Raw genomic sequence first — 25,849 nt, 5'->3', positions numbered from 1 at the left:
GCAGCCATGAATCTGCAAGTCAACCAACACATCATGCCAACACTCAATCGCCGCGCCTTCGTGATCGGCACGGCAACCGCCGGCGCCGGACTCGCGCTCGGCCTCGATCTGCCGTTCGGCGGCCCCGCCGTGGTGCGTGCAGCCGATGGCGCACCTGAAGTCAACGCCTGGGTCGTGATCCGGCCCGACGACGCCGTGGTGATCCGCATCGCCCGCTCCGAGATGGGTCAGGGCACGCTCACCGGCCTCGCCCAGCTCGTCGCCGAAGAACTGGAATGCGATTGGTCGAAGGTCACCACCGAATTCCCGACGCCCGGCCAGAGCGTCGCCCGCAAGCGCGCCTGGGGCGATTTCTCGACCGGCGGCAGCCGCGGCATCCGCACCTCGCAAGACTATGTCCGCAAGGGCGGCGCCACTGCGCGCGTGATGCTGATCCAGGCCGCGGCGAATGAGTGGAAGGTGCCGGCCTCGGAATGCAAGGCCGCGAACAGCGTCATCACCCACACGCCCTCCGGCAAGACCACGACCTACGGCAAGGTCGCGGAAGCCGCCGCCAAGCTGGAGCCGCCGGCCGACGTCAAGCTCAAGGATCCGAAGGACTGGACCATCGCCGGCAAGGGCCTGAAGCGGCTCGATACCGTCGACAAGACCACCGGCAAGATGACTTATGGCATCGACGTCAAGCTGCCGGGCATGCTGAACGCCGCGATCAAGGACTGCCCGGTGTTCGGCGGCAAGCTGAAGAGCTTCGACGAAGCCAAGATCGCCAACATGAAGGGCGTCAAGAAGGTGGTGCCGGTCGGTGACAGCGCCGTCGCCGTCGTTGCCGACACCTGGTGGCACGCCAAGTCCGCGCTCGACAAGCTGCCGATCGTCTGGGACGAAGGCGACAACGCGAAGGTCTCCAGCGAGACGATTGCGAAATGGCTCGCCGAAGGTCTCGACAACGCACAGCCGGCCTATGTCGGCAACCAGAACGGCGATGCAAAGGCAGCGATCGCAAGCGCGGCCAAGAAGGTGGAGGCGGTCTACAGCTACCCCTACCAGAACCATGCCACGATGGAGCCGATGAACGCCACCGTGCTCTACACGCCGGACAAATGCGAGGTGTGGTGCGGTACGCAGAACGGCGAGGCGGCGTTCGCGGCGGCGCTCGAGGCCTCCGGCCTGCCGGCGGAGAAGGTCGACGTGCACAAGCTGATGCTCGGCGGCGGCTTCGGCCGGCGCGGCATGACCGACTATGTCCGCCAGGCGGTGGCGATCGCCAAGCAGATGCCGGGCACGCCGATCAAGCTGCTGTGGTCGCGCGAAGAGGACATGCAGCACGGCAAGTATCACCCGATCACGCAGTGCAAGCTGACCGGCGCGTTCGATGCCGACAACAACCTGGTCGCGCTGCACTACCGGCTGTCGGGGCAATCGATCCTGTTCTCGGTGCGCCCGGAAGCGCTGCAGAACGGCATGGACCCCGCCGCGTTCCAGGGCGTCGCGCAATCCGGCGAGGCCGCGATCGGTTATTCGGTGCCGAATTTGCTGGTCGAGCATGCGATGCGCAACCCGCACGTCCCGCCCGGCTTCTGGCGCGGCGTCAACGTCAATCACAACGCGATCTACATGGAATGCTTCATGGACGAGTTGGCGCTGGCTGCCGGCCAGGACCCGCTCGAATTTCGCCGCAAGCTGATGGGCAAGAACCCCAAGCACCTCGCCGTGCTCAACGCCGTGGCCGAGAAGATCGGCTGGGGCACGCCGGCACCGCAGGGCGTCTATCGCGGTATCGCGCAGGTGATGGGCTATGGCAGCTACGTTGCCGGCGCCGCCGAGATCTCGGTGACCGACGGCAGCAAGATCAAGGTGCATCGCATCGTCGCCTCCACCGATCCCGGCTATGTCGTCAATCCGGCGCAGGTCGAGCGGCAGATCGCGGGCTCCTTCGTCTACGGCCTCAGCGCGCTGTTCTACGGCGGCTGCACCGTGAAGGACGGTCGCATCGAGCAGACCAATTTCGACACCTACAACTCGATGCGCATCAACGAAATGCCCAAGGTGGAGTCGGTGATGGTGCCGAGCGGCGGGTTCTGGGGCGGCGTCGGCGAGCCGACCATCGGCGTTGCGGCGCCGGCGGTGCTCAACGCCTATTTCGCGGCGACGGGAAAGCGCATCCGCTCTTTCCCGCTGCGCAACCAGAACATCTCCTTCGCCTGATCAAACCAGAAGCGGCGGCCCCGCCGCCGCTTCCTCATTCGGATTTTCGTGCATGGCCGTCACGCGTCGTCCGACGCGCAGGGATGTGATCCGTGGCGCCGCTGTCGTCACAGCGGCGGCCTTGGCGTGTCCGGCGCTGGCGCAAGGCGCGCCGCGCATCGCGGTGATCGGCGGCGGCTTCGGCGGCGCGGCTTGCGCGCGGGCGCTGCGACGGCTCGATCCAAAACTCCAGGTCACGCTGATCGAGCCGAACAAGATCTTCACCGCCTGCCCGTTCAGCAACGAGGTGATCGCGGGCCTGCGCGAACTCTCGTCGCAGCAGTTCACCTACGACAAGGTTGCCGCCGACGGCATCACGGTCGCCGCGCAGGCGGCCATCAAGGTCGATGCGCAGGCGCGCACCGTCACGCTCTCCGATGGCAAAATGCTCTCCTATGACCGGCTTGTGCTCGCCCCCGGTATCGACATGCACTTCGATGCCCTGCCCGGCTATGACGAGGCAGCCGCCGAGAAGATGCCGCATGCCTGGAAGGCCGGCGCGCAGACCCTGCTGCTGCGCAGGCAGCTCGAGGCCATGGACGACGGCGGCCTGGTCGTAATCGCGGTGCCCGCCGCGCCGCTGCGCTGTCCGCCGGCGCCTTACGAGCGCGCCAACCTGATCGCGCATTACCTCAAGGCCAAGAAGCCCAAGTCGAAGATCCTGGTGCTCGACGCCAAGGACAATTACTCGCAGCAAAAACTGTTCGAGAAGGCGTGGGCGGAGCTCTATCCCGGGATGATCGAGCGGATCGCGCTGTCGCAAGGCGGGCGCGTGACGTCGGTCGATCCGGTAACCAACGAGATCGTCACCGACTTCGGCAATTACACCGCTGCGGTCGCCAATGTGATCCCGCCGCAGCGAGCCGGCCGCATCGCGGAGATCGCCGGCGCCGCCGACCACACCGGCTGGTGCCCGATCGATCCGGTCAGCTTTGCCTCCAAGCTTGTGCCCAATATCCACGTCATCGGCGATGCCGCGATCGCAGGCGGCATTCCGAAATCCGCCTCCGCCGCAGCGGCGCAAGGCCGGGCCTGTGCGGCGGCGATCGTCAATTCACTTGCGGGCAAGGCGCCGGACACGCCGCGGCTCGATGGCGCCTGCTACAACACGGTTGCTCCTGGCTACGCCTTCTCGCTGAAGGGCATCTATCAGCCCAAGGAAGACCAGTACGCCGAGGCCGAGGTGACCACGAGCCCGGTCGACGCGCCGCGCGAGGTGCGCCAGCGCGAGGCCGATCAGGCGCTCGACTGGTTTAAGACCATCACGGGAGACGCCTTTGGCTAGGCTCGCCCCTAAAACGTTGCTCGCCGCGGCATTATTCGCAGCCTGCGCGCCCGTCGGCGCCGAAGAGTTGCGCCCCTACACCGTGGTCGGCGATGGGATTCCCGCTTCGTTAACCGGAGCCAAGGGTGACGCAACCCGCGGCCGTGTACTGATCGTCGAGCGTTCCTCCACTTGCATCCTCTGCCACAGCGGCCCATTTCCCGAGCAGGCCTTCCAGGGCGATCTCGCACCGCACCTCGCTGGCAGCGGCAGCCGCTGGTCGGAGGGGCAGTTGCGGCTCCGGCTGGTCGATGCGGCGCACCTCAATGCGGCGACGATCATGCCGTCCTACTATCGCGTCGACGGGCTCACGCGGGTCGGCGCCTCATGGCGCGGCAAGCCGATCCTGTCGGCGGAGCAGATCGAGGATATCGTGGCCTATCTTGTGACATTGCGGAACTAGGACAAACGATGGCGGATTCCGACCACACCTCTCGCCGGACATTCCTGGGCCTCGCCGGAGGCGCCGCAGTGTTGGTGATCGTCCGCCCTGCCGACGCAACGCCGGCGATGCTGTCGGCCGCGATACGCAATGTCGTCGGCGAAGCCAATGTGCGGACCGGCAAGGTCAAGCTCGACATCCCGCCGCTGGTCGAGAACGGCAACACGGTGCCGATGACGGTGAGCGTCAGCAGCCCGATGACGGCGGACGAGTATGTGAAGAGCATCCACGTCTTCAACGAGAAGAATCCGCAACCGAACATCGGCAATTTCTATCTCGGGCCACGCGCCGGACGCGCGCAAATATCGACCCGCATCCGGCTCGCCGACAGCCAGAAGGTCACGGCCATCGCACGGCTGTCCGACGACACGTTCTGGTTGGCAACCGCCGATGTCGTGGTGACGCTCGCCGCCTGCACCGAGGAGGCGATCTGATGCCGTCGGCCCTGATCAACGTGCCGGCCAAGGCCAAGCGCGGCAGCGTCATCGAGATCAAGACGCTGATGTCGCACATCATGGAGACCGGCTATCGCCACACCGCGTCGGGCGACGTGGTGCCGCGCGACATTATCACGAGCTTCACTTGCCGCTTCAACGGCACCGAAGTGTTTCGTGCCGATTTGTTTCCCGCGATCGCGGCCAATCCGTTCATCACCTTCTTCACCACGGTGACCGAGAGCGGCAAGTTCGAGTTCGAGTGGATCGGCGACAAGGGGTTTTCGGAGACCGCGCAGGCTTCGATCACGGTCGAATGAGGATTGCCGCCTGCATCGCGCTGCTGACGGCGATGGCGGGCGCGGCGCTCGCCACCGAGATTCCGCTATCCGAGCGCCGTTCGGGCTACAGCTTCATGAGCCCGGACACCAAGGCGATGCAGGACGAGGACACGGCCAACCCCGGCATGCTGTTCGTGCTCGACGGCGAAGCGCTGTGGCAGCGCAAGGCCGGCACCGCAAACAAGGCTTGCGCCGATTGCCACAACGATGCGCGCGTCAGCATGAAGGGCGTCGCGGCGCACTACCCTGCCTTCGAGAAGACGCTGGGAAGGCCGGTCGACCTCGAAGCGCGGATCAACCTCTGCCGCACCAACCACCAGCATGCCTCGCCCTTCGCCTACGAAAGCCGCGAGCTGCTGGCGCTGACTGCCTATGTCGCGCAGCAGTCGCGCGGCATGCCGATCGCAGCCGGCGACGATCCGGAGCTGGCGCCCTTCGTCCAGAAGGGCCACGCGCTGTTCATGCAGCGGCAGGGCCAGCTCAATCTCGGCTGCACCAACTGCCACGACGACAACTGGGACAGAAAGCTCGCGGGCAGCGCGATCACGCAGGGACAACCGACCGGCTATCCGCTGTACCGGCTGGAATGGCAGTCGCTCGGATCATTGCAGCGGCGGCTGCGCGCCTGCATCACCGGCATCCGCGCGCAGGCCTATGATTACGGTTCGCCCGAGCTGGTCGAGCTCGAGCTCTATCTGATGGCGCGGGCGCGCGGCATGCCGGTCGAGACGCCGGCGGTCAGGCCGTGATTGCACACGACGCCATCCGCGTCATTGCGAGCGAAGCGAAGCAATCCATTGCTTCTGGCTGTACCGGAAGATGGATTGCTTCGTCGCTCTCGCTCCTCGCAATGGCGGAGGACCAAGGCAAACCCTAGCGTTCGGCGAACGCCTTCTCCACCACGAACTGGGCGGGCTCGCCGTGATTGCCCTCGACGAAGCCGCGGCCGCCCAGCAGCGTGCGGGTGTCGGCGACCAGCGCCGGCGAGCCGCAGATCATGACGCGGTCATGCGCGGCATCGAGCGCCGGCAGGCCGATATCGGCGAACAGCTTGCCCGAGGTGATGAGGTCGGTGATGCGGCCGCGATTGCGGAACGGATCGCGCGTCACGGTCGGGTAGTAAATCAGCTGATCGCGCACGAGATCGCCGATCAGTTCGTCCTGCGGCAGCTTCTCGGTGATCATCTCGCCATAGGCGAGCTCCTTGACGCGGCGGCAGCCGTGCAGCAGCACGACCTTCTCGAAGCGGTCATAGGTCTCGGGATCCTTGATCACGCTGAGGAACGGCGCAAGCCCCGTGCCGGTGCCGATCAGATAGAGGTTGCGGCCATCCTCGAGGTTGTCGATGACCAGCGTGCCGGTCGCCTTGCGGCTGACGATGATCTCGTCACCTTCCTTGAGATGCTGAAGACGTGAAGTCAGCGGGCCGTCCGGAACCTTGATCGAGAAGAACTCGAGCGTGTCCTCGTAATTGGCGCTGGCGACGCTGTAGGCCCGCAGCAGCGGCTTCTCGCCGACCTTGAGCCCGATCATGGTGAACTCGCCGTTGCGGAAGCGGAACGACGGATTGCGTGTGGTTTTGAAGGAGAACAGCGTGTCGGTCCAGTGATGAACGCTGAGGACGCTTTCCTGGTTGAAATTGCTCATCGCACCAATCCCTGATTTGTGCTGCGGCGGAAAGGGACTTGAACCCCGTTGACCGGCCGGATCGTTTGTATACGATCATTCGTATACAAACGAATAATCCGGCTTGATCGAAAAGTCAAGCCGGGCTCAAATTCCCGGGTAATTTCGGAAAGAAAAAAGGAAAACACCCATGGCTCACGACGCGCCCCAGGCCACCGGCCCCAGCAAGCTGGTGATCCGCAATATCGGGCTATTGCTGTCGGGAGCGCTGGAGAAGCCGATCCTGGACGCCGATACCATCGTCGCCGAGAACGGCAGGATCACCGCGATCGGCCGCTTCAAGGACGTCGACACCGAAGGCGCCACCACGATCGTCGACGCCATGGGCACGACGGTCGCGCCCGGCCTGATCGACAGCCACGTCCACCCGGTCGCCGGCGACTGGACGCCGCGGCAGAACCAGACCAGCTGGATCGACAGCTACCTGCATGGCGGCGTCACCACCATGATCTCCGCCGGCGAAGTGCATATGCCCGGCCGGCCGCGCGACGTGGTCGGGTTGAAGGCGATGGCGATCTTCGCGCAGCGAGCATTCTGGACGCTGCGGCCGGGCGGCGTGAAGGTGCATGCCGGCGCGCCCGTGATCGAGTGCGAGATGGTCGAGGACGATTTCAAGGAAATGGCCGCGGCCGGCGTCAAGCTGCTCGGCGAAGTCGGGCTCGGCGGCGTCAAGGATGGTCCGACGGCGCGCAAGATGGTCGGCTGGGCGCGCAAATACGGCATCCAGAGCACGATCCACACCGGCGGTCCCTCGATCCCCGGCTCCGGCCTGATCGACAAGGACGTGGTGCTGGAGGCCGACACCGACGTCGTCGGCCACATCAATGGCGGCCACACTGCCCTGCCCGACGACCAGATCCGCTGCATCTGCGAGGGCTGCAAGCGCGGGCTCGAGCTGGTGCACAACGGCAATGAGCGCTCGGCGCTGTTCACGCTGCGCATCGCGCGCGAGATGGGCGATTTGCATCGCGTGATCCTCGGCACCGACGCGCCGGCCGGCTCCGGCGTGCAGCCGCTCGGCATCCTGCGGATGGTCTCGCTATTGTCCTCGCTCGGCGAGCTGCCGGCCGAGCTGGCGTTCTGCCTTGCCACCGGCAACACCGCGCGGATGCGCGAGCTCGATTGCGGCCTGATCGAGATCGGCCGTTCCGCCGATTTCGTGCTGATGGACAAGGCGCAGCATTCGCCGGGCAAGAACATCCTGGAGAGCGTTCAGCTCGGCGATCTCCCGGGCATCGGCATGACCATCATCGACGGCATCGTCCGCACCCAGCGCAGCCGCAACACGCCGCCCGCAGGCAAGGTGCCGGAGATCGTGGCGAAGTAGGTTACGATAGACGACCCGTCATCCCCGCGTAACGGCTTTGCCGTTATCGCTGGAGGTGCGCGCATCTCGCGCGCGTCTTGAAGGGGTGACGGGTTGAACAGCGGAGCAACATATCCGGTGTCGTCCCGGCGAAAGCCGGGACCCATAACCACAGGGCTAAGTTGTTGAGAAAGGCTGCGGCTCCAGCGCTGCGTAACAATGGCCCTCGGTGGTTATGGGTCCCGGCTTTCGCCGGGACGACACTGAATGTTTGGTGCCGCTTGTGAGTCGTACGGTTGTTGGTTCAACCTCTTGAAGAAGCTGTTGGATCACAGGCACGGCACCGCGCGCCTTTGCCGCGCCGCCTCCGTAACCGAACCTTGTTTCCACCCGTCATCATTGAGGTGTATCGTGCCGCCACGCGAACCTAGCCGGCGGCGCTCGCAAGAGCCACGCGACGATCCGGAATAGTTCCCGCCGCATGCCGCCGTGCCGTGTTGGTCCACACCAGCAAACAGGAGGCAGCACGATGACGATGAGGCCAGATCCCACGTTTCACGCGTCGCCGAAGCTTGCGATGGAAGCTCCGGCCGAGAACTTCGCCTACACCGTGCTGCTCAGCCCGGATTTTTCCAAGCCCGACGCCCTTGCCGTGATCGACGTCAAGCCGGGCTCGCCGACCTACAGCAAGATCGTCCACACCGTGACGATGCCCAACAAGGGCGACGAGTTTCACCATTTCGGCTGGAACGCGTGTTCCTCCGCATTATCCCCGCTTGCGGGACATGCCTTCATCGAGCGCCGCTATCTGATCGTTCCCGGCATGCGGTCGTCGCGGATCTACATCATCGACACCAAGCCGGATCCGACGCAGGCCAAGATCCACAAGATCATCGAGCCCGAGGAGGTGTTCAGGAAGACCGGCTATTCGCGGCCGCATACCATCCACTGCGGCCCGGACGGCATTTACGTCTCGACGCTCGGCGGCGGCGGCAAGGACGGCACCGATGGACCGCCCGGCGTCTTCATCATGGACTGCGAGACCTTCGATGTGCTCGGACGCTGGGAGATCGATCGCGGTCCCCAGACCAAGCACTATGACTTCTGGTGGAACCTGCCGCGCGACTACATGGTGAGCAGCGAATGGGCGCTGCCGCCGCAATTCGAGAACGGCATCGTGCCGGAGGACCTGCTCTCGAACAAATACGGCCATCGCATCCACTTCTGGGATCTGCGCGCGCGACGCAATGTGCAGACCATCGATCTCGGCGCCAACCATCAGATGGCGCTGGAGGTGCGGCCCGCGCACGATCCGGTTCGTGAATACGGCTTCGTCGGCGTCGTGGTCGATACCACGAACCTCGAAGGTTCGATCTGGACCTGGTGGCGCGAGGGCGGCAAGTTTCACATCGAGAAGACGGCGACGATACCGCCCGAGCCCGCACCGAAGGATCAACTGCCGCCGCTGCTGCAGGGTTTCGGCGCCGTGCCGCCGCTGGTGACCGACATCGACCTGTCGATGGACGACAAATTCCTTTACGTCTCCTGCTGGGCCACCGGCGAGATGCGCCAATACGATGTCGGCGATCCGCGCAAGCCGAAGCTCGCCGGATCGGTCCGCGTCGGCGGCATCGTCAGCCGCACTCCGCATCCCAACGGACAGGCATTTGCCGGCGGTCCGCAGATGGTCGAGATCAGCCGCGACGGCAAGCGGGTCTACTGGACCAATTCGCTGTACTCGACCTGGGACGACCAGTTCTATCCGCAAGGCATTCCCGGCGCCGAGGTGATGGCGAATGCAAGCCCGGGCGGCGGGCTTGAACTGGCAAAGGACTACTGGGTCAGCCTCCCCGACGGATACCGCGCGCACCAGATCCGACTCGACGGCGGCGACTGCTCGACGGATTCGTTCTGCTATCCGTCGGCCTGAATGTGAGTGCAGCCGACTGGACACCGGCCTGGCTGTGGCTGGCTGTCATCGCGAGCGGCCTCTACCACGGGATCAACCCGGGCATGGGCTGGCCGCTCGCGGTTTCGGCCGGATTGATGCAGAGGAGTTCGCGCGCGCTGCTGGCCGCGCTTGGCCCGCTCGCAATCGGTCACCTGCTGGCGATGCTGCTCGTGATCCTGCCCTTCGCGCTGCTGATCACCCTCGTCGAATGGCAGCGCACGATCCGGATCGGCGCCAGCCTGCTTGTGATCGCCTTCGGCATCTATCGGCTGATCGACCGGCGCCATCCGCGGGCCTTGGCGCGGATACCACCGACGCAACTCGCTTTGTGGTCGTTCGCGGTGGCGATCGCCCACGGCGCTGCGCTGATGCTGGTGCCGATCTATCTCGGACTATGCCGCGAGGCTGAGCCGGACCAAGGCCACGCCGCCGCCAACTCCCTGATCGACACCAGCCTCACGATGGCCGTGCTGGTCTCCATCGTCCATGCCGGCGCGATGATCGCCGCCGGCGGATCTCTGGCGTGGCTGGTCTACCGCTACCTCGGCCTCAAATTCGTGGCCCGGAGCTGGTTCAATCTGGACACCGTTTGGGCCGTTAGCCTCGTGCTAGTCGGCGCCGTCGCGCTGGCGCTTGGTCTTGCGACATAGTTCAGACGCGACGTCGGCTGCCGGCGAGTTACCGGAGATCGTGGCGAGGTGAGCGGCACCTTTCTTCATCCTCCCCTGGAGGGGGAGGATCGGTTCGCATGGAGCAATGCGGAATGCGAACCGAGGTGGGGTGACGGTCTCTCCATACAGATTCTGCCCGTGTGGAGAGACCACCCCACCCCGGCTCTCATCTCGCTATGCTCGATGTGATCCGACCCTCCCCCTCCAGGGGAGGGTAAGATCACCGCAGCCTGCCGAGCAGCGCCATCAGGGTCTCGCGCTCCTTGGCGTCGAGCGGGGCCAACGTCTCCCGGGAGATCACCAGCGCATTCGGCGCGGCCTTGTCGGCCATCTGCTGGCCGGCACGCGTCAGGCTCACCATGAGCCGGCGGCCGTCGTCGGGATCGGGCGAGGTCTCGGTCAGGCCGCGCGCGGTCAGGCGATCGATCACGCCCTTGATGGTCGCAACGTCCATCGAGGTCAGCCGCCCGAGCTGGTTCTGCGAGCATGGCCCGACCTCCGACAGCTTCGACAGCGCCGCCCATTGCGTCGGCGTCAGGTTGATGCCGATCTCGCGGGCGAAGATCACGGCGTGGCGCTGCGACACCTGGCGCAGGATGAAGCCGATCTGCTCGTCCAGCACGTATCCGGGCTTGGCCGCCTTGACGCTTCGCTTCTGTGCAGCACTCCTCGCCATCGTTTTACCCCACCCGTTACAGCGACAGATGCGCGTCGCGGACATCCGGACGCGCATCGAGTTCCGCCATGGTGCCGCCAAAACAGATCCGGCCGCGCTCGATGATGTAGGCGCGATCCGAGATCAGCCTGGCGAAATGCAGATTCTGCTCTGATACGACGATGCTGACGCCCTCTTTCTTCATCGCCAGGATCGCATCGACCATCTGCTCGACGATCTTCGGCGACAGGCCTTCCGAGGGCTCGTCGAGCAGCACCAGCGACGGATTGCCCATCAGCGTGCGCGCGATCGTCAGCATCTGCTGCTCGCCGCCGCTCATGCGCCCGCCGGGCCGGCCGCGCATCTCGCCGAGATTGGGGAACAGCTTGAACAGTTTCTCGCGGTCCCATTGCGGTGCATTGGCCCGCTTGGGCTGGCGGCCGACCTCGAGATTCTCCTCGACCGTCAAATCCGTGAAGATGCGCCGCTCCTCCGGCACATAACCGAGCCCGCCGCGCACGATCGCATGCGTCGGCAGTTCAGAGACGTCCCGGCCCTCGAACATCACGCGGCCGGAGCGGTTCTCGACCAGGCCGACGATGGAGCGGAACGTAGTCGATTTCCCGGCGCCGTTGCGGCCGAGCAATGCGACCACCTCGCCCTCGCCGACCTCGAGCGCGATGTCGAACAGGATATGCGCCGGACCGTAGAAGCTGTTGAGGTCCTTCACCGTGAGCTTCATGCCGATGCTCCCTCGCGGTGCCGGGCGTCATAGAGAAGGCCTTCGCCGAGATAGATCGCCCGCACCTGGGCATTGCCGCGCACTTCCTCGGGCGAGCCTTCGGCGATCAGGCTGCCGCGGTTGAGCACCAGGATGCGGTCGGCATGCTCGAACACCACGTCCATGTCGTGCTCGGTGAAGAGAACGCCGATCGACTGCTCGCGCGCGATCCGTGCGGTCAGGCGCATCAGCTCGACGCGCTCGCGCGGCGCCATGCCGGCGGTCGGCTCGTCCATCAGCAGCAGCTTCGGCTGGTTGGCGAGCGCGATCGCAAGCTCCAGCCGCTTGACGTCGCCATAGGCGAGCTCGCCGCAGGGCCGCTCCGCATAGGCGCCCATGCCGACCAGGTCGAGCAGCCGCCCGGCCTCGTCGCGTGCCTGCCGCGCGGTCGAGGCCCACAGGTTGAACAACTGCCCGCCATGCGACACCAGCGCGACCTGCACGTTCTCGCGCACCGTCATGGTCGGGAATGTCGCCGCGATCTGGAAGGTGCGGCCGACGCCCATCCGCCAGATCACGCGCGGTTTCTTGCCGGTAGTTTCCGCGCCCAGCACGCGGATGCGGCCGCTATCGGGAATGTTCTGGCCGTTGAGCATGTCGAAGCAGGTGCTCTTGCCCGCGCCGTTCGGCCCGATCAACGCCAGGATCTCGCCGGCGCGCAATTCGAACGAGACGCCGCGCACGGCGTGCACGCCGCCATAGGATTTGGTCAGCCCTTCGACCGACAGCAATGTGGGAACCATGCTCATTCGGCAGTCTCGATGCGGGAGGTGAGCAAAGGCGACGCCGCCGACGACGATTTGCGCCGGCGATGCATGAGCGCTTCCAGCGTGCCGACGATGCCCTTCGGGAAGGCGACCACGATCAGGACGACGAAGCCGCCGAGCACGAGTTTTGAGAGATCGGTCTGGCTGACCAGCCAGATGTTGAGCGCCTTGTAGACGATCGCGCCGACCACCGCGCCCGACACCGTCTCGACGCCGCCGAGCAGCACCATGACCAGTGCGTCGACCGACAGCGAGATGCCCATGTTGTCAGGGAAGACGCTGCCCTTGAGGTAGGCGAACAGCGCGCCGGCAAGGCCGGCGACCGTGCCCGCGATCACGAAGGCGGTCCACTGGATGCGTTTGCCGTTGATGCCGACGGCTTCACTGCGCAGCGGCGAGTCGCGTGTGGCGCGCAGCGCAAAGCCGAACGGCGAGAACACGATGATGCGCAGGATCGCGACCGCGAGCGCGGCGATGCCGAGCGACAGCCAGTAGAAATGCGACGGGCTCGCCGCCCATTTCTCCGGCCAGACCCCGAGAATGCCGTTGTCGCCGCCGGTCACCGACACCCACTGGAACGCGATCGACCAGACGATCTGGGCAAAGGCCAGCGTCAGCATCGCGAAATAGACGCCCGAGAGCTGCACCGCGAAGAAGCCGAACACCGCGGCGCCGAGCAGCCCGAGCAGTGGGCCGAGCAGCAGGCAGGCAATCATCGGCAAGCCCGCCATCTTGGCAAGCAGTGCCACGCCATAGGCACCGAGGCCGAAATAGGCGGCATGGCCGAACGAGGCGAGCCCGCCGACCGACATCAGGAAGTGCAGGCTGACCGCGAAGATCACGAAGATCGCGATCTCCGAGCCGACGGTGAGCACGTAATTGCCAGCGACGAACGGCAGCGCAGCGGCGAGCACAAGCGCCGCGATCGCGGTAAGCCGCTCGTTCATCGTCAACGGCCGCCACGGATTGACCGTGAGGCCCGGTGTGCGCCGCGCCGGAGCTTCCGGCTTGCCGAACAGCCCCCACGGACGGACGATCAGTACCACCGCCATCACCAGGAACACCAGGATGATGGAGATCTTCGGGAAGATCAGGATGCCGAACGCGTTGAGCTCAGACACCAGCACCGCCGCGACGAAGGCGCCGATGATGCTGCCGAGGCCGCCGATCACGACCACGACGAAGACCTCGACGATGACGCGCAGATCCATCGCGTGGTTGACCGCATCGCGCGGGATCTGCAGCGCGCCGCCGAGCGCAGCGAGGAAGACACCGAGCGCGAACACGCTGGTGAACAGCCATTTCTGATTGACGCCGAGCGCTGCGACCATGTCGCGGTCCTGCGTCGCCGCCCGCACCAGCACACCCCAGCGGGTGCGCTGGAACAAGAGCCAGAGCACACCGAGCACGACCGGTCCGAGCACGATCAGGAACAGGTCGTAGCTCGGAATGTTCTGGCCGAAGAAATCGATCGCGCCCTTGAAGCCCGGCGCGCGGCGGCCGACCAGATCGTCCGGCCCCCAGATCAGCACCACGAGGTCCTCGACCATCAGCGTGAGGCCGAAGGTGGCGAGCAACTGAAACAGCTCGGGCGAATGGTAAATCCGGCGCAGCAGCACCATCTCGACCAGCACCCCGATCACAGCAACGACCAGCGCCGCAACGACAATGCCGCCCCAAAAGCCGAACGCGCCCGAGAAGCGCTCGGTCAGCGTGAACGCGACATAGGCGCCGAGCATGTAGAACGCGCCATGCGCGAAATTCACGATCCGCGTCACGCCGAAGATGATCGACAGACCCGAAGCGACCAGGAACAGCGACGCCGCGCTGGCGAGACCGGTCAGGAACTGGACGACATAGAAGGCCATGGGCGGTCCGCGTTGGAGTAAGCGCGTCGATCGAGGTCGCCGCGTCGGTCTTGTTCACCTCGCCCCGCTCTTGCGGGGAGAGGTCGGATCGCGGAGCGATCCGGGTGAGGGGCTGCCTCCACGAACACAGTTCGCGGAAAGAGCCCCTCACCCCGACCCTTTCCCCGCAAGAGCGGGGCGAGGGAGAAGAAGCCTCAATCCTTCGGCCGGAGCTTCTCGATTTCGGCATCGCTGGGCAGATAGTCCGAGCCCTTGCGATAGGCGGTATCGACCATGATGCCCTTGCCATCCTTCAGCGCGGTCTTGCCGGTGAAGGCGCCAAGCGTCGACTGGTGATCGATCTTGCGGAAGGTGATCTCGCCGAACGGCGACGGCATCGAGATGCCCTCCGCCGCCGCGATCAGCTTCTCCGGGTCTGACGAGCCTGCCTTCGCAAGGATCGCCGCCGCTGCCTTGATGGTCTGGTAGCCGACGATCGAGCCGAGCCGCGGATAGTCGTTGTACTTGGCCTGGTAGGCCTTCAGGAACGCATCGTGCTCCGGCGTCTTGATCGAATACCAGGGATAACCGGTGACGATCCAACCCTCCGGCGTCTCGTCCTTCAGCGGATCGAGATATTCCGGCTCGCCGGTCAGGAAGCTGACCACCGTACGGCCCTTGAACAGGCCGCGGGTGTTGCCCTCGCGCACGAGCTTGACGAGGTCGGCACCGAAGGTGACGTTGAGGATCGCCTCGGGGTTCGCGGCGGCAGTCGCCTGCACCACCGGGCCCGCGTCGATCTTGCCCTGCGGCGGCCACTGCTCGTCGACCCACTGGATATCGGGCCGCTTCTCCGACATCAGCTTCTTGAACACCGCGACCGCCGACTGGCCGTATTCATAGTTCGGCGCGATTGTCGCCCAGCGTTTTGCAGGAAGCTTCGCCGCTTCCTCCACCAGCATCGCCGCCTGCATGTAGTTGGAGGGGCGAAGGCGGAACGTGTAGCGGTTGCCCTTCGACCAGGTGATGGCATCCGTCAAAGGCTCTGCTGCCAGGAAAAACACCTTCTTCTGGTTGGCGAAGTCGCTGACCGCGAGACCGATGTTAGAAAGGAACGTGCCGGTGAGCATCGCGACGTTTTCGTTCGACACCAGCTCGTTGGCCGCGGTCTGCGCATCGGCCGGCTTGCCGCCGTCATCCTTGGAAATGACGACGAGCTTCTTGCCGTTGATGCCGCCAGCCGCATTGATCTCCTCCACCGCGAGCTGCCAGCCCTTGCGATAGGGCTCGGTGAACGCCGGCAGCAACGAGTAAGAGTTGATCTCGCCGATCTTGACTTCGCTCTGCGCCATGGCCCGCGTTGTCATGGCGCCCGTTGCCATGGTCGCGACCGCGATCGCCAATCCCGCCCCTACGAAATAACCACGCATCCCGTCCTCCAGTTTTTCTCTAAAGAGATTATCGCAATCCGTCTTCGCCCTTGACCTCATCAACCGTCAGCCCGCCGACGCGCGGCAGCGGCCGCCCGCTGTCGGTCACCGCGACCGCGACCATGATCTCGTTGGCCCGCGGCGCGTCGTTGATCTGCACCTCCATGCCGTCGAAATGGCTGCGCACGAAGGCGGCGTCCTTGTGCCCGAGCGGAATATCCAGCGTGGTGCCGGGACCCGAGCGCTTCTTCGACGACGGGATCAGCGCCGCGCCCTTGGAAAGCACCTTGCGCACCGGCGCGCCCATCTTCGGATGCAGGATCGCCGCCGCGTGCTCGAGCTCGCCATTTTCGCCGACCGCGGCGGCCTTGCCGTAGCTGTGCGCCTTGGCGCCGTCGATGCCGAGCGCGGCGACGGCCCGCTTCGAGAGCAATTCGCCAAGTTCCTCGCCGATCGCGATCAACGGCGACAGATCCTCGACATAGCGGCCGGCGAAGGGATTTTCGATCACCGCGATCGCCGCGGCGCGGCGGGTCGGCGGTGCGATGGTCTTGCCCATCTCCAGATGGGTCTCCTCGACCACGGTGACGATCTTGCGAATGACGGCGCTCATCTTGGCTCGCTCCCGGTCATGCCTGCAGCAGGTATTCTGTCGTTTTTGCCTGAAACGCGTGCGACGCCGGCGTCCCGTTGCCAGTTGCACCAACAAGCCGTGTTTCGCCCAGTAGACGCAATGCCGTGCCCTCGATCAATCCCGACGTCAGTAGGTCACGCGCCCGCGCCGCCCCTGCCTCCAGCGCCTGCTCGATCTCGTGTTCCGCCAGCGGTCCGACGTCGCGCGTCACCAGCCGCGCGCCGAGGTCGCTGTCGGGCTGCAGCTCGCTTGCCGGAACGCGCAGGATCGCAGGATGGCCCGGCAGATCGACCGCATTGGCGATCACGGTCGCGGCGGCATCGGCCTGCGACGCCGTCCGCGCCAGCACGGTGACGGCGTCGGCGATGCCAAGCGAGAAGCTGCGGCCGTGGCGGCCGCTGGTCGCGATGCCGCGGACTGGCATATCGGCATCGACGGTCATGGTGCGCATCACGCCATGACGGTCCGGTCGGTCCATCAGGCCGACGGTGAATTGCTCGCCATCGCCGAGATGCAACGCGATATCGCCGCCATTGTTGACATATGCGCGGTCGAGCGGCGCCTTCTGCAGCATCGCGCCGAGGATTTCCTCGGCGACCGAACCCGCGACCGCCGCCATCGGCGTGATGAAGCCGCCGGCGGCAAACGGTGCGACCGCCGCATGCATACGGCGGGCGACGACGCCCTTCAGTGCGCAGCGCTGCGGATCGGCCGCGCCGCGCAGCGCGGCAAGTTCCGCGCAGAGTTCGTCGAGCAAACCGGTGAAGCGTTCCGCCGCCGCTCGATAGGCGGCGCTGACGTCCGCGCTGCTGCCCTTGGCCTCGATAACCAGATCAATCGGGCCGTCCTGCAAATGCAGCCGCTTGCCGTCAGGAAGAAGCGCGATTTGCGGGAGCCTCGTCATGCGCGTCGCCCGGGAAGATGAGGCATTGGCCGGACTTCGGCGCTGTCGCGCAGCGACGATAGCGGCCGGACAAAATCCATATGGCCGCCGAGCGCCGCATAATCCGACAGCTTCATCGTGAATTCGATCGGCGCCACCAGCGCCGGTGTCGGCACATAGCCGAAGGCGCCGGCCGGCATCTGCGTGACATCGACCATGAAGGTGATGCCGCCGCCCGGCCAGACATAGACCGGCGCGCCGCCGCTGGTCACCCGCGTCAGCGCGTCCTTCACCGAGCGGGTCAGCCGCACCGGATTGTCGGTGACGCCGGCGCGCAGCGAGCCGCCGGCGCCGCCCATGAACAGCACCGTGCAGAGCGCCGGCTCGCAATTTTCCTGGATGCGCTCGACCGAGAATTTCAGGTCCGCCGGCATCTCGGTCTCGATCGGCTTGAGCGCCTCGTCGAGCACGTAATAGGACGCATGCTCGCCGGTGGTCGAGACCATCAGCATGGTGAGCCCCGGCCGCGCTTCCTTGGCATTGAAGGGACCGAGGATCGACAGCGGATCGGAGATGTTGGTGCCGCCCCATCCGGTGCCGGGATCGGCGACCTGGAAGTAGCGGCCGGGCGTCGAACGGCGCCCCTTCATCTTGATGCCGGTGTCGGCGATGTCGAGCAGCTTGCCGGCCTGGTGCTCGCTGAGCACCCCGGTGATGTGGTCGTCGACCACCACGACCTCGTCGACCTTGCCGTGCCACTGCTTGGCGAACATGCCGATGGTCGCCGAGCCGCAGCCGACCCGCATCCGCTCTTCCGCCATGCCATTGACGATCGGCGGCTTGCCCGCCTGCACCACCACGGTCGCGCCGCCATCGATGGTCAGCTCCACCGCCTTGCAGTTGGAGAGATCCATCAGCGTATCGCAGGTGACGCGGCCCTCCTTCTTGGAGCCGCCGGTCAGATGATGCACACCGCCCAGCGAGAGCATCTGCGAGCCATATTCGCTGGTCGTGACATGGCCGACCGCCTCGCCGTCGGCGCGGACGATCGCGGTCTCCGGCCCGAGATAGCGGTCGGTGTCGATCTTCAGCTTGACGCCGCAATAGGAGAAAATGCCCTCGGTCACCACGGTAACCATGTCGACGCCATCGACCTCCGACGACACGATGAAGGGCGCCGGCTTGTAGTCCGGATAGGTGGTTCCGGCGCCGATCGCGGTGACGAACAGTTCGGGATGACGGACGATCTTGCCGTCCCAGTCGCCGCTCGCCTGGAACGGCACCAGCTTGCCGCCATGCGAGACCGTGCGCTCCAGCACGACATGCGGATCGACGCGCACCAGCGTGCCGTCGTGATTGGCATAACGGTCGCACGCGCCGGCCGCGCCCGGCTTGATGTAGCACATCACCGGACAGGCATCGCAGCGGATCTTGTCGCCGGCGGCGACGGTCATTGTGTCAGCCATCGTGACCAAGCCTGGACTTGTGGTGGCGGTCGATCATACTGCGCTTCCGCCTCCACGCCTATATCATTCGTATACGAATGATCCTGCGCGCGAGCCCGGGACCTGTCAAGCGGGCTTTGCGATCAAACGCTGCCATTCGCTTGCGCACCCTGTTCATAAAGCGTGCACTCGCTGCAGCGCGGCATGCCGCCGCTTGCACGTTTGTATACAAACGTTATCCTCATCGGCGGATTTGACGCTGACATTGCAGCGCAAAACATAGGGGAGAACCGGAGCGATGCGCCTGACCGTGAACGGCAGGAATCATGATGTCGACGCCGCTCCCGACACCGCATTGCTTTACGTGCTGCGCAACGATCTCGCATTGAACGGACCGAAATACGGCTGCGGGCTCGGCGAGTGCGGCGCCTGCGCGGTGCTGATCGACGGCGTCGCTGCGCGCGCCTGCGTGATTCCGATCGAAGGCTGCGCCGGGCGCGACATCGTCACGCTGGAAGGGCTCGGCAGCCGCGAGCATCCGGATCCGGTGCAGGATGCCTTCATTCGCGAACAGGCCGCGCAGTGCGGCTATTGCCTCAACGGCATGATCATCACCACCAAGGCCTTGCTGACGCGCAATCCCCATCCGTCCGAGCATGAGGTGCTGGAAGCGCTGCGCTACAATCTTTGCCGCTGCGGCGCGCATATCGAAATCATCCGCGCGGCGATGCGCGCTGCCGGCCACGCGCTCGAGGCGCGCGATTGATGGCCGGTTCGGAGCAACGCAAGCGCGGCTCGCTGTCCGTCGTTCGCCCCGCAGTGCTCGGCGCGGAAGGCGCGTTCGAGACCTTCATCACCATCACGGCTGACGGCTCGGTCAACGCCTATAACGGCCATGTCGATCTCGGCACCGGCATCCGCACCGCGCTCGGACAGATCGTCGCCGAAGAGCTCGACGTCTCGTTTGCCCGCGTCGTCGTGATCCTCGGCGACACCGCCGTGGTGCCGAACCAGGGCGCGACGATCGCAAGCGAGACCATCCAGATCACCGCCATTCCCCTGCGCAAGGCCGCCGCGCAGGCGCGGCACTTTTTGCTCGCGCGTGCGGCGGAGCGGCTCGAACTGCCTGCTGGCGACCTCACGATCGAGGACGGCCTGGTCCGTGGCCACGACAACCGCAGCATCAGCTATGGCGAGTTGATAGCGGATGAGACCATCCGGCTCGAGTTCGCCGACGACGTTCCGCTCAAGGCCGTGAGCGCCTATTCCGTCGTCGGCAGGTCGGTGCCGCGCGTCGATCTGCCGGCGAAGGCCACCGGCGAGCTGGTCTACGTCCACGATGTGCGCGTGCCCGGCATGCTGCATGGCCGCGTCGTCCGTCCGCCCTATGCCGGCGTCGACGCCGGACCGTTCGTCGGCACCAGCCTGATCGCGGTCGATGAAGCTTCGGTGCGGAACATTCCCGGCCTCGTCGCGGTGGTGCGAATCGGCGACTTCGTCGGCGTCGTCGCCGAACGCGAGGAGAACGCGATCAAGGCCGCCGCGCAGCTCAAGGTGAGCTGGAAGCCGGGACCTGTTCTGACCGACCTCTCCGACATCGAGCAGGCGCTGCGCGCCAATCCCTCGACGCCGCGCCAGCTGATCGACAGAGGCGACGTCGACGCCGCGATCAAGGCGGCGACCAAGCCGATGCAGCGGACCTACGTCTGGCCCTACCAGATGCACGGCTCGATCGGTCCGTCTTGCGCGGTCGCCGATTGCAGCGAAGGCGCGATCCGGGTCTGGTCCGGCACGCAGAACCCGCACATCCTGCGCGGCGATCTGGCGCTCTTGATCCAGCGGCCGGAATCCGAGATCGACATCTTCAGGATGGAGGCCGCCGGCTGCTACGGCCGCAACTGCGCCGACGACGTCTCGGCCGATGCGCTGCTGCTGTCGCGCGCGGTCGGCCGCCCGGTGCGCGTCCAGCTCACCCGCGAGCAGGAACATGCGTGGGAGCCGAAGGGCACCGCGCAGCTGATGGACGTCAACGGCGGGCTCAATGCCGACGGCAGCGTCGCCGGATACGACTTTGTTACGCGCTATCCCTCGAACGGCGCGCCGACCCTGGCGCTGCTGCTCACCGGACGGATCGCGCCTGAAGCCACCGTGTTCGAGATGGGCGACCGCACCGCGATCCCGCCCTACGACTACGAGAACATGCGCGTGGTCGCCAACGACATGCCGCCGATCGTGCGCGCCTCGTGGCTTCGCGGCGTCTCGGCGCTGCCCAATACGTTCGCGCATGAATCCTACATCGACGAGCTTGCCGCCGAGGCCGAGGTCGATCCGATCGAATACCGGCTGCGCTATCTCAGGGATAAGCGCGCGATCGATCTCGTCAACGCGGTTGCCGAGCGCGCCGGCTGGACGCCGCGCCCGGTGCGCCAAGAGCCCGAAGCCGAAGGCGATATCGTCCGCGGCCGCGGCTTTGCCTATGCGCTCTACGTGCACAGCAAGTTTCCCGGCTACGGCGCGGCATGGTCGGCCTGGATCGCCGACGTTGCGGTGAACAAGGCGACCGGCGATGTCAGCGTGACGCGCGTCGTGGCGGGCCAGGATTCGGGATTGATGATCAATCCGGAGGGCGTGCGGCACCAGATCGAAGGCAACGTCATCCAGTCGACCAGCCGCGCGCTGATGGAGGAAGTGTCGTTCGAGCGCGGTGTGGTGACGGCGCGGGAATGGGGCGCCTACCCCATCATCAAATTCCCCGATCTACCCGAGATCGATGTGCTGATGCTGCCGCGGCAGGACCAGCCGCCGCTCGGCGTCGGCGAGTCCGCTTCGGTGCCGAGCGCCGCCGCGATCGCCAATGCGATCTATGATGCGACCGGCGTCCGCTTTCGCGAGCCGCCGTTCACGCCGGAACGCATTTTGAAGGGACTGCACGGCGAGCAGCCCGTGGCGCCAGTGCCACTTGCGCCACCCGCGCCGCCGGCCGACCTCAACAGATGGCAAAATCCGTTTGCGAAACGCGGCGGGGTGCTCGCCGGCATTGCCGCGCTCTGCGCCGCGGCGATCGGCATCGGCGCCGCCGTACTGCCCTGGCGCGCGATTGCGCCGATCGCCCGGCCGGATGCCTCGGTCTATTCCACTGCAACGATCGCGCGCGGCAAGGAGCTCGCGGCGCTCGGCGCCTGCGCCGTCTGCCACACGTCGAAGCACGGCATCGCGAACGTCGGCGGCCGGCCGCTGGAAACGCCGTTCGGCACGATCTACACGACCAACATCACGCCCGACGTCGACACCGGCATCGGCGCCTGGTCCTATCCCGCCTTCGAGCGCGCGATGCGCGAGGGCATTCATCGCGACGGGCGCCATCTCTATCCGGCGTTTCCGTACACGCATTTTGCCAGGACCAGTGATGCCGACCTGCAGGCGCTCTACGCCTATCTGATGGCGCAGCCGCCGGTGCGCGCCGAGACCCCGAAAAACGCGCTGGCTTTTCCGTTCAACGTGCGGTCGCTGCTTGCGGGGTGGAATGCGCTGTTCCACCAGCCGAACACGTTCCAGCCCGATCCATCGAAATCAGAGGTGTGGAATCGCGGAGCCTATCTGATCGAGGGACTCGGCCATTGCAGCGCCTGCCACTCGCCGCGCAATGCGCTCGGCGCTGAGCGGCAAGGCGCCTATCTCGCCGGCGGCTTCGCCGAGGGCTGGGAGGCGCCGGCGCTGACGTCGCTGTCGAAGGCGCCGATCCCCTGGAGCGAGGACGAACTCTACGCCTATTTGCGCACCGGCGAGTCACGCCTGCATGGCGTCGCCGCCGGACCAATGGCGCCGGTCGTGCAGGAGCTCGCCGCGGTGCCCGAGCAGGACATCCGCGCGATGGCGGTCTACCTCGCCTCGTTCAACGAGACCGCCGATCGGCCCACGCACGATGCGCTGGTTGCCAAGCTCGAAGCCGCCACAGCCGTCACCACCGCCGCCTCGGCGGGCGCGCGGATCTATCAGGGCGCCTGCGCGGTCTGCCATGAGGTCGGCGGCCCGCCGCTGTTCGGCAGCCGCCCGTCGTTGGCGCTGAACAGCAATTTGCACAGCGACGCCCCCGACAATCTGATCCAGGTCATCCTGCACGGCATCGCCAAGCCGGCCGTGACCGATCTGGGCTACATGCCGGCCTTCAAGGACAGCATGAACGACGGCCAGATCGCCGAGCTCGCCTCCTTCCTGCGGCAGCAATTCGCCCCGGGCAAGCCGGCCTGGAGCGATGTTGCCAGGGCCGTCGGCCGTATCCGGCGGGATATAGCCCGCTGACCTGCCATGTTCCGCCCGAAACCCTCTGGGCGGGCGCCGTTCGGCAGGCTACAGTTCCGGCATGGCGGTCACAGATATTGCAACCCGGACCTATAATCACGGCTGGCGGCTCGATCCGATCGTGCGCAGCCTGCTGGACACCGATTTCTACAAGCTGTTGATGATGCAGATGATCCGGGAATGCTACCCGGACACGCAGACGACCTTTTCGGTGATCAACCGCTCGACCCATATCCGGCTTGCCGAGGTCATCGACGAGGGCGAGCTGCGCGCCCAGCTCGACCACGCCCGCACCATCCGCTTCACCAAGAAGGAACTGATCTGGCTCGCCGGCAACACGTTCTACGGCAAGACCCAGATGTTCTCGCCCGACTTCATCAACTGGCTCTCGACCTTCCGCCTGCCCGAATACGAGCTGCACAAGGTCGACGGCCAGTATGAGCTGCATTTCCACGGGCCGTGGACCCACACCACGATGTGGGAGATCCCGGCGCTCGCGATCCTCAACGAGCTGCGCTCGCGCGCGGCGACCAAGACCTACGGCCGCTTCGCCCTCGACGTGCTCTACGCCCGCGCCAAGGCCAAGCTGTGGGCCAAGGTCGAGCGGCTGCGCAAGCTGGACGGATTGCGGCTGTCCGATTTCGGCACGCGCCGCCGTCACGGCTTCCTGTGGCAGCGCTGGTGCGTCGAGGCGGTGAAGGAAGGCCTCGGCCCGTCCTTCACCGGAACGTCGAACGTGCTGCTCGCAATGGACAACGACCTCGAGGCGATCGGCACCAACGCCCACGAGCTGCCGATGGTGGCCGCAGCACTCGCCAACGACGACCAGGAGCTGCGCTGGGCGCCCTACCGCATCCTCGACCAATGGCGCCACGCTTATGGCGGCAACCTGCTGATCGCGCTGCCCGATGCGTTCGGCACCAAGCCGTTCCTGCGCGATGCGCCGGACTGGGTCGCCGACTGGACCGGTTTTCGTCCCGACAGCGCGCCGCCGATCACCGCCGGCGAAGAGATCATCAAGTGGTGGAAGCAGAAGGGCCGCGACCCCAAGGAGAAGCTGCTGGTGTTCTCCGACGCGATGGATGTCGGCTCGATCGAGGAGACGTTCCATCACTTCAAGGGGCGCGTGCGCGTCAGCTTCGGCTGGGGCACCAACCTCACCAACGATTTCGTCGGCTGCGCGCCCGATGGCACCGCCGAGCTCGATCCGATCTCGATCGTCTGCAAGGTGACGTCGGTCGACGGACGCCCGGCCGTCAAACTCTCCGACAATCCGGAGAAGGCGACCGGCATCCCCACAGAGGTCGAGCGCTATCTGCGCGTGTTCGGCAATGTCGGCCGCGTTCGCACCGCAGTTCACGTCTAAAATCAACATACCGATCACTCCGATCGACTGACCTGACGAGTTTTCGCATGCCCGCACCCAAGCCGCCTGCCTTCGAAACCTTGAGCCTGCACGCCGGCCAGCGCCCCGATCCGACGACCGGCGCGCGCGCCGTGCCGATCTATCAGACCACGTCCTACGTGTTCCAGGACGCCGACCATGCCGCGGCGCTGTTCAACCTTGAACGCGCAGGCCACATCTATACGCGCATCTCAAATCCGACCACATCAGTGCTGGAAGAGCGCATTGCCGCGCTGGAATGCGGCGTCGGCGCGATCTGTACTGCCAGCGGCATGGCCGCAATGCATCTGGCGATCGCGACCCTGCTCAATGCCGGCGACCACATCGTCGCCTCCGCCTCGCTCTATGGCGGCACCATCAACATTTTGGCGCACACGCTGCCGCGTTTCGGCATCACCACGACCTTCGTGAAGCCGCGCGCGCTCGATGAATTCCGCGCCGCGATCAAGCCGAATACGCGGCTGGTGATCGGCGAGACCATCGGCAATCCCGGCCTCGAGGTGCTCGATATCCCCGCGGTCGCGCAGATCGCCCATGATGCGAAGATTCCGCTGCTGATCGACAACACCTTCGCGACGCCTTATCTGAGCCAGCCGATCGAGCTCGGCGCCGACATCACGATGAATTCGGCGACCAAGTGGATGGGCGGCCACGGCATCGCGATCGGCGGCGTCATCGTCGACGGCGGCCGGTTCGACTGGCGCGCCTCCGGCAAATTCCCGCAGCTCACCGAGCCCTATGCCGGCTATCACGGCATCGTCTTCGACGAGCAGTTCGGCAAGGCGGCTTTCATCATGCGCGCCCGCACCGAGGGCCTGCGCGATTTCGGCGCCTGCCTGTCGCCGACCAACGCGTTCCAGCTGCTGCAGGGCATCGAGACGCTCGGCGTCCGCATGGACCGCCATGTCAGCAACACCCATGCGGTGCTGGACTTCCTCACCGCGAACAAGGCAGTCGACTGGGTGCTGCATCCGTCGCTGGAGACGCATCCGGACTACGCGCTGGCGAAGAAGCTGTTGCCGCGCGGCGCCGGCTCGATCGTCAGCTTCGGCATCAAGGGCGGCCGCGCCGCCGGCAAGAAGTTCATCGAGTCCTTGAAGCTGATCAGCCATCTCGCCAATGTCGGCGACGCCAAGACGCTGGTGATCCATCCCGCCAGCACCACGCATCAGCAGATGGATGCCGAGCAGCTCAAGGCCGCCGGCATCGGCGAGGAGCTGGTGCGGCTGTCGGTCGGCATCGAGACCGCGCAGGACATCATCGACGATCTCGGCCAGGCGCTGCGCGCCTCGCAAAGGACTTAG

The 25,849-nt window shown here is 65.8% G+C and carries 22 protein-coding genes; 13 read left to right on the top strand and 9 right to left on the bottom strand.

Annotated features, from left to right (window positions below; translation table 11 throughout):
* Nucleotides 1-6 precede the first annotated feature (6 nt).
* Genes ACOIX3_RS12120 through soxA form a run of 6 tightly spaced genes read left to right on the top strand, consistent with a single transcriptional unit; the run spans nucleotide 7 to nucleotide 5,534 of the window.
* Complete coding sequence (locus ACOIX3_RS12120; protein WP_420970050.1) at nucleotides 7-2,205, top strand: molybdopterin cofactor-binding domain-containing protein; 2,199 nt, start codon at nucleotides 7-9, stop codon at nucleotides 2,203-2,205.
* A gap of 52 nt (nucleotides 2,206-2,257) precedes the next feature.
* Nucleotides 2,258-3,529 carry an FCSD flavin-binding domain-containing protein gene (locus tag ACOIX3_RS12115; protein WP_420970049.1) on the top strand — a complete coding sequence of 424 codons (1,272 nt, stop codon included), beginning with the start codon at nucleotides 2,258-2,260 and terminating at the stop codon, nucleotides 3,527-3,529.
* Nucleotides 3,522-3,971, top strand: a complete 450-nt coding sequence (gene soxX, locus ACOIX3_RS12110; RefSeq protein ID WP_420970048.1) for a sulfur oxidation c-type cytochrome SoxX — start codon at nucleotides 3,522-3,524, stop codon at nucleotides 3,969-3,971. The genes ACOIX3_RS12115 and soxX overlap by 8 nt, the downstream gene beginning before the upstream one ends.
* 8 nt (nucleotides 3,972-3,979) lie before the next feature.
* Nucleotides 3,980-4,444 (top strand): SoxY-related AACIE arm protein, encoded by a 465-nt coding sequence (locus ACOIX3_RS12105; protein WP_420970047.1) that lies wholly within the window; start codon nucleotides 3,980-3,982, stop codon nucleotides 4,442-4,444.
* A complete protein-coding gene (gene soxZ, locus ACOIX3_RS12100) occupies nucleotides 4,444-4,764 on the top strand; it encodes a thiosulfate oxidation carrier complex protein SoxZ (protein WP_420970046.1) in 321 nt (106 codons plus the stop codon). The genes ACOIX3_RS12105 and soxZ overlap by 1 nt, the downstream gene beginning before the upstream one ends.
* Nucleotides 4,761-5,534: a sulfur oxidation c-type cytochrome SoxA gene (gene soxA / locus ACOIX3_RS12095; protein ID WP_420970045.1), complete on the top strand. Its 774-nt coding sequence runs from the start codon at nucleotides 4,761-4,763 to the stop codon at nucleotides 5,532-5,534. Before soxZ ends, soxA begins: the two co-directional genes overlap by 4 nt.
* Before the next feature lie 124 nt (nucleotides 5,535-5,658).
* Here soxA and ACOIX3_RS12090 read toward each other — a convergent pair whose 3' ends face one another.
* A complete protein-coding gene (locus ACOIX3_RS12090) occupies nucleotides 5,659-6,432 on the bottom strand; it encodes a ferredoxin--NADP reductase (protein ID WP_298364648.1) in 774 nt (257 codons plus the stop codon).
* Nucleotides 6,433-6,601: 169 nt separating this feature from the next.
* On the opposite strand from ACOIX3_RS12090, the gene ACOIX3_RS12085 reads away from it, so the two are divergent.
* From ACOIX3_RS12085 to ACOIX3_RS12075, 3 genes are all read left to right on the top strand, one after another.
* Entirely contained in the window at nucleotides 6,602-7,798 is a 1,197-nt protein-coding gene (locus ACOIX3_RS12085; protein ID WP_420970044.1) for an amidohydrolase family protein, read from the top strand.
* A gap of 508 nt (nucleotides 7,799-8,306) precedes the next feature.
* Nucleotides 8,307-9,707 (top strand): selenium-binding protein SBP56-related protein, encoded by a 1,401-nt coding sequence (locus ACOIX3_RS12080; protein WP_420970043.1) that lies wholly within the window; start codon nucleotides 8,307-8,309, stop codon nucleotides 9,705-9,707.
* 2 nt (nucleotides 9,708-9,709) lie between these two features.
* The gene (locus ACOIX3_RS12075) at nucleotides 9,710-10,378 is read left to right on the top strand and encodes a hypothetical protein (RefSeq protein WP_420970042.1); all 669 of its coding nucleotides are present in this window, start codon (nucleotides 9,710-9,712) and stop codon (nucleotides 10,376-10,378) included.
* Nucleotides 10,379-10,619: 241 nt separating this feature from the next.
* Here ACOIX3_RS12075 and ACOIX3_RS12070 read toward each other — a convergent pair whose 3' ends face one another.
* The 8 genes from ACOIX3_RS12070 to ACOIX3_RS12035 form a co-directional block, all read right to left on the bottom strand.
* Nucleotides 10,620-11,075 (bottom strand): MarR family winged helix-turn-helix transcriptional regulator, encoded by a 456-nt coding sequence (locus ACOIX3_RS12070; protein WP_092124899.1) that lies wholly within the window; start codon nucleotides 11,073-11,075, stop codon nucleotides 10,620-10,622.
* 16 nt (nucleotides 11,076-11,091) lie between these two features.
* Complete coding sequence (locus ACOIX3_RS12065) at nucleotides 11,092-11,796, bottom strand: ABC transporter ATP-binding protein (protein WP_420970041.1); 705 nt, start codon at nucleotides 11,794-11,796, stop codon at nucleotides 11,092-11,094.
* Entirely contained in the window at nucleotides 11,793-12,584 is a 792-nt protein-coding gene (locus ACOIX3_RS12060; RefSeq protein WP_092124897.1) for an ABC transporter ATP-binding protein, read from the bottom strand. Before ACOIX3_RS12060 ends, ACOIX3_RS12065 begins: the two co-directional genes overlap by 4 nt.
* The gene (locus ACOIX3_RS12055) at nucleotides 12,581-14,470 is read right to left on the bottom strand and encodes an ABC transporter permease (protein WP_420970040.1); all 1,890 of its coding nucleotides are present in this window, start codon (nucleotides 14,468-14,470) and stop codon (nucleotides 12,581-12,583) included. Before ACOIX3_RS12055 ends, ACOIX3_RS12060 begins: the two co-directional genes overlap by 4 nt.
* A 194-nt stretch (nucleotides 14,471-14,664) precedes the next feature.
* On the bottom strand, nucleotides 14,665-15,879 hold the full coding sequence (locus tag ACOIX3_RS12050) for an ABC transporter substrate-binding protein (RefSeq protein ID WP_420970039.1): 1,215 nt from the start codon (nucleotides 15,877-15,879) through the stop codon (nucleotides 14,665-14,667).
* Between the two features lie 28 nt (nucleotides 15,880-15,907).
* Complete coding sequence (locus ACOIX3_RS12045) at nucleotides 15,908-16,492, bottom strand: amino acid synthesis family protein (RefSeq protein ID WP_029078203.1); 585 nt, start codon at nucleotides 16,490-16,492, stop codon at nucleotides 15,908-15,910.
* Nucleotides 16,493-16,508: 16 nt separating this feature from the next.
* Nucleotides 16,509-17,417 (bottom strand): UPF0280 family protein, encoded by a 909-nt coding sequence (locus ACOIX3_RS12040; RefSeq protein ID WP_420970038.1) that lies wholly within the window; start codon nucleotides 17,415-17,417, stop codon nucleotides 16,509-16,511.
* On the bottom strand, nucleotides 17,414-18,862 hold the full coding sequence (locus ACOIX3_RS12035; RefSeq protein WP_420970037.1) for a 6-hydroxynicotinate reductase: 1,449 nt from the start codon (nucleotides 18,860-18,862) through the stop codon (nucleotides 17,414-17,416). Before ACOIX3_RS12035 ends, ACOIX3_RS12040 begins: the two co-directional genes overlap by 4 nt.
* Nucleotides 18,863-19,139: 277 nt before the next feature.
* On the opposite strand from ACOIX3_RS12035, the gene ACOIX3_RS12030 reads away from it, so the two are divergent.
* From ACOIX3_RS12030 to ACOIX3_RS12015, 4 genes are all read left to right on the top strand, one after another.
* A complete protein-coding gene (locus ACOIX3_RS12030; RefSeq protein WP_420970036.1) occupies nucleotides 19,140-19,607 on the top strand; it encodes a (2Fe-2S)-binding protein in 468 nt (155 codons plus the stop codon).
* Complete coding sequence (locus ACOIX3_RS12025; protein ID WP_420970035.1) at nucleotides 19,607-23,140, top strand: molybdopterin cofactor-binding domain-containing protein; 3,534 nt, start codon at nucleotides 19,607-19,609, stop codon at nucleotides 23,138-23,140. The genes ACOIX3_RS12030 and ACOIX3_RS12025 overlap by 1 nt, the downstream gene beginning before the upstream one ends.
* A gap of 61 nt (nucleotides 23,141-23,201) precedes the next feature.
* Nucleotides 23,202-24,506, top strand: a complete 1,305-nt coding sequence (pncB, locus tag ACOIX3_RS12020) for a nicotinate phosphoribosyltransferase (protein ID WP_092124890.1) — start codon at nucleotides 23,202-23,204, stop codon at nucleotides 24,504-24,506.
* Nucleotides 24,507-24,553: 47 nt separating this feature from the next.
* Complete coding sequence (locus tag ACOIX3_RS12015) at nucleotides 24,554-25,849, top strand: O-acetylhomoserine aminocarboxypropyltransferase (RefSeq protein ID WP_420970034.1); 1,296 nt, start codon at nucleotides 24,554-24,556, stop codon at nucleotides 25,847-25,849.

Source organism: Bradyrhizobium sp. B120 (genome assembly GCF_049075665.1).
In the GTDB taxonomy this organism is placed as follows: domain Bacteria; phylum Pseudomonadota; class Alphaproteobacteria; order Rhizobiales; family Xanthobacteraceae; genus Bradyrhizobium.
Note: the sequence above shows the minus strand (reverse complement) of the source record. Positions and strands in the feature narration are given on the sequence as shown.

Excerpts from the sequence above, each read along its gene's own strand:
- ACOIX3_RS12045 (WP_029078203.1), bottom strand. The coding sequence starts at position 16,492 with ATGAGCGCCGTCATTCGCAAGATCGTCACCGTGGTCGAGGAGACCCAT.
- ACOIX3_RS12015 (WP_420970034.1), top strand. The coding sequence starts at position 24,554 with ATGCCCGCACCCAAGCCGCCTGCCTTCGAAACCTTGAGCCTGCACGCC.
- ACOIX3_RS12060 (WP_092124897.1), bottom strand. The coding sequence starts at position 12,584 with ATGAGCATGGTTCCCACATTGCTGTCGGTCGAAGGGCTGACCAAATCC.
- ACOIX3_RS12040 (WP_420970038.1), bottom strand. The coding sequence starts at position 17,417 with ATGACGAGGCTCCCGCAAATCGCGCTTCTTCCTGACGGCAAGCGGCTG.
- ACOIX3_RS12025 (WP_420970035.1), top strand. The coding sequence starts at position 19,607 with ATGGCCGGTTCGGAGCAACGCAAGCGCGGCTCGCTGTCCGTCGTTCGC.
- pncB (WP_092124890.1), top strand. The coding sequence starts at position 23,202 with ATGGCGGTCACAGATATTGCAACCCGGACCTATAATCACGGCTGGCGG.
- ACOIX3_RS12050 (WP_420970039.1), bottom strand. The coding sequence starts at position 15,879 with ATGCGTGGTTATTTCGTAGGGGCGGGATTGGCGATCGCGGTCGCGACC.
- ACOIX3_RS12105 (WP_420970047.1), top strand. The coding sequence starts at position 3,980 with ATGGCGGATTCCGACCACACCTCTCGCCGGACATTCCTGGGCCTCGCC.
- ACOIX3_RS12085 (WP_420970044.1), top strand. The coding sequence starts at position 6,602 with ATGGCTCACGACGCGCCCCAGGCCACCGGCCCCAGCAAGCTGGTGATC.
- ACOIX3_RS12035 (WP_420970037.1), bottom strand. The coding sequence starts at position 18,862 with ATGGCTGACACAATGACCGTCGCCGCCGGCGACAAGATCCGCTGCGAT.
- ACOIX3_RS12030 (WP_420970036.1), top strand. The coding sequence starts at position 19,140 with ATGCGCCTGACCGTGAACGGCAGGAATCATGATGTCGACGCCGCTCCC.
- ACOIX3_RS12065 (WP_420970041.1), bottom strand. The coding sequence starts at position 11,796 with ATGAAGCTCACGGTGAAGGACCTCAACAGCTTCTACGGTCCGGCGCAT.
- ACOIX3_RS12090 (WP_298364648.1), bottom strand. The coding sequence starts at position 6,432 with ATGAGCAATTTCAACCAGGAAAGCGTCCTCAGCGTTCATCACTGGACC.
- soxA (WP_420970045.1), top strand. The coding sequence starts at position 4,761 with ATGAGGATTGCCGCCTGCATCGCGCTGCTGACGGCGATGGCGGGCGCG.
- ACOIX3_RS12115 (WP_420970049.1), top strand. The coding sequence starts at position 2,258 with ATGGCCGTCACGCGTCGTCCGACGCGCAGGGATGTGATCCGTGGCGCC.
- ACOIX3_RS12055 (WP_420970040.1), bottom strand. The coding sequence starts at position 14,470 with ATGGCCTTCTATGTCGTCCAGTTCCTGACCGGTCTCGCCAGCGCGGCG.
- ACOIX3_RS12070 (WP_092124899.1), bottom strand. The coding sequence starts at position 11,075 with ATGGCGAGGAGTGCTGCACAGAAGCGAAGCGTCAAGGCGGCCAAGCCC.
- ACOIX3_RS12080 (WP_420970043.1), top strand. The coding sequence starts at position 8,307 with ATGACGATGAGGCCAGATCCCACGTTTCACGCGTCGCCGAAGCTTGCG.
- soxZ (WP_420970046.1), top strand. The coding sequence starts at position 4,444 with ATGCCGTCGGCCCTGATCAACGTGCCGGCCAAGGCCAAGCGCGGCAGC.
- ACOIX3_RS12120 (WP_420970050.1), top strand. The coding sequence starts at position 7 with ATGAATCTGCAAGTCAACCAACACATCATGCCAACACTCAATCGCCGC.